The organism is Pengzhenrongella sp. (assembly GCF_036565025.1).
Lineage (GTDB): Bacteria > Actinomycetota > Actinomycetes > Actinomycetales > Cellulomonadaceae > Pengzhenrongella.
This window is the reverse complement of record NZ_DATCNW010000188.1, coordinates 1-2,392: the sequence shown is the minus strand read 5'-3', so window position 1 is coordinate 2,392 and position 2,392 is coordinate 1. Positions and strand designations below refer to the sequence as shown.

Sequence of the window (2,392 nt, the reverse complement as noted above, 5' to 3'; positions counted from 1 at the left end):
CTCCGGTGCGCGCTGGGTCTGACACGTTTGTGGGGCGTGGGCGAGCAGGTCCCTGAGGGGGTATCGGGCGGTAAGGGAGGTTGGCTGTCCTGTCCGGTTCGCCGCGCTCAGGTCGGTCCGGTCGGGTCCGGTCGGGTCCGGCGGTCCGGTCCGCTCCCGTGCCGGTCGACGCGAGTTGCCGATCAACGCGAGTTCGCCGGTTTGCCTCGACTTCGTCGATCGAGACCGACGAATTCGCCGTCGAACCGGCGAACTCAAGCCAGTACGGCAGGTCTTAGCGGCCCGGACGGTGTTGCGGGCCGCGCAGCGCTGGTTGCATCCGTGGTTGCATCCCTGGTTGTCGCCGATGCGCGCCTGGGCGCACTTTGGCTGCAATCAGCGCTGCAACCAGCGTGCTCGCGCGGCTTCGCGGTCGCCGATGCGCTCAGTGCAGCCCTCAGTGCGGCCGATCTGCCCCAGGGGTGCACATTCGCTGCACTGAGTGCTGCACTGAGCGCTCGCCTGAGCGCTCGCCTGATACCGCGCGCCTCGTCTGACACGCCGTCGCGCGTGTACGGGCCTCGGGGTTGTCCTCGGGGTTGTCCGGCGTGGCAGAGCAACGGCGGAATCGGCGGCCGAGGCCATGCCTGCCGATCCGCGGACCCTGGGGCGCGCCGCATCCGACAGGTCACGGGTGGGCGGGGTGGCGCGGGAGGATGGGGTGGTGACCGCCACCGTGACGAAGGAAGAACTCGCGCTGTTCGACGCCTTGCGCGCGGACCTCACCAGCACCGGGTACACCGTGCCGGCGGTCGAGGAGCTGCTCGGGCCGCTCGCGGCGGCGGCGCTGCACCGCGAGGAGGCGCTGCCGGCCCTGCGCGAGTCGGCTCGCTACCTGTATCCCGAAGCACGGGCCGCGGCCGTGGCCAAGAACGGGAACGACGCGCGGATCGCCGCGCTGGTGCGGTTGTTCGTGCTCGGGGCCGAGGTTCCGCGCCGCGCGCTCGACGCCGCCCTGCCGACGCTCGGGGCCGCCGGCGCCGACCATCTCGGGATCATCCACTCCGCCGGATCCGGACCCGAGGACCCGGTCCGGGCCAGCACGGACCTGCGCCCGTACGAGGTCTCCGACGCGGCGGGGACCGTCGACTGGTGGCTGGCCTCCGACCTCGGGGAGCTCGCGACGGGCAAGGCGCTGCGCACGGACCACGTGCTCGGCGTCGGCGGCGCGTCCACCACGCTCGCCCAGGTGACGGTCCGCAACCCGGTCGGGCGGGTGCTCGACGTCGGCACGGGCTGTGGCATCCAGGCCCTGCACGCCTCCCGGCACGCGACCATGGTGGGCGCCACCGACATCTCGGTCCGCGCTCTCGGGTACGCGCGGTTCAACGCCACGCTCGCGGGCCTGGGCGCCGACCGCATCACGTTCGGCAAGGGCTCGATGCTGGAACCGGCCGCGGGGTTCCGTTTCGACCTGGTCGTGTCGAACCCGCCGTTCGTGATCACCCCGCGGGTCCCGGGCATGCCCGAGTACGAGTACCGCGACGGCGGCCGCGCCGGCGACGCGATCGTGCGTGAGCTGGTGACCCGCGTCGGCAGCGTGCTGAACCCCGGCGGCATCGCCCAGCTGCTCGGCAACTGGGAGGTGCGCAACGGCGAGGAATGGCACGAGCGCGTCGGCTCCTGGCTGCACGACTCCGGCCTGGACGGCTGGGTCATCCAGCGCGAGCTGCAGGACCCGGCCGAGTACGCCGAGACCTGGATCCGCGACGGCGGATCGACCCCGGACCGGGACCGCGACGCCTGGAACGAGAGATACACCGCCTGGCTGGACGACTTCGCCTCGCGCGACGTGTCCGCGATCGGCTTCGGCATCGTCACCCTGCGGCGCCCGCTCGACGACCGGCCCTCGTTGCGCCGCCTGGAGGAGCAGACCGGCACCCTGCACCAGCCGCTCGGCGCGCACATCGCGTCGAGCCTCGCCGCTCACGACTGGCTCGAGGCGCATGACGACGACGCGCTCGCCACCGCGCACCTCACGGTCGCCGGCGACGTCACCGAGGAGCGCTACCTCACCCCCGGCAACCCCGACCCGAGCGTCGTCCTGCTCCGCCAGGGTGGCGGGCTCGGCCGCGCGGTCCAGGCGGGCACCGCACTCGCCGGCTTCGTCGGCGCGTGCGACGGGGAGCTCGCCGTCGGGCAGATCGTCCGCGCCCTCGCCGCCCTGCTCGAGGTCCCGGCCGACGACGTCGCGGCGGACGTGCTGCCGTCGGTGCGCGGCCTGGTCCGGGACGGTCTGCTGCTCACCGACTAAGCCGCAGGTTCCGACTAAGCCGCAGGTCCCGACTGAAGCCGCACCCCTCGACTGGAGCCGCAACGTCCGAGCGTTGACGTCCTATAGGACGTCAACGCT

Annotated in this window: 1 protein-coding gene; it reads left to right on the top strand. The window is 72.8% G+C overall.

What is annotated here, in order from left to right:
• Positions 1-622: 622 nt before the first annotated feature.
• The gene (locus tag VIM26_RS11010; protein WP_414696474.1) at positions 623-2,293 is read left to right on the top strand and encodes a DUF7059 domain-containing protein; all 1,671 of its coding nucleotides are present in this window, start codon (positions 623-625) and stop codon (positions 2,291-2,293) included.
• Positions 2,294-2,392 lie beyond the last annotated feature (99 nt).